This window comes from Paraburkholderia sp. SIMBA_027 (genome assembly GCF_046535315.1).
GTDB lineage: Bacteria > Pseudomonadota > Gammaproteobacteria > Burkholderiales > Burkholderiaceae > Paraburkholderia > Paraburkholderia tropica.
In genome coordinates this window covers 1-231 of the sequence record NZ_JAWRWY010001715.1, presented here as the reverse complement: position 1 = coordinate 231, position 231 = coordinate 1, and the positions used below count along the sequence as shown (strand labels likewise).

The following is a 231-nucleotide window of genomic DNA, read 5'->3' as shown; positions in this document are numbered from 1 at the left end:
ATGTTAGGGTTTGTTAATGATGCACGAAGTTACGAAGACGCAATACGAGTTTTACAAGCATTACGGACGAAACCGGTAACATTGATTACAAACAACCCTAAAAAAATAGAAGCATTACAAGCTTCTGGTCTTCCTGTCGTAGGAAGAAAGCAATTATGGGGAGATATTTCTGAGTATAATAAAAGTTACTTAGAAACAAAAATTCATCGTTCAGGGCATTTAAATGATAAT

General features: G+C 34.6%; 1 pseudogene. It reads left to right on the top strand.

From position 1 onward, the window contains the following. Nucleotides 1-231: pseudogene (locus SB764_RS45035) on the top strand (GTP cyclohydrolase); the annotation flags it as partial.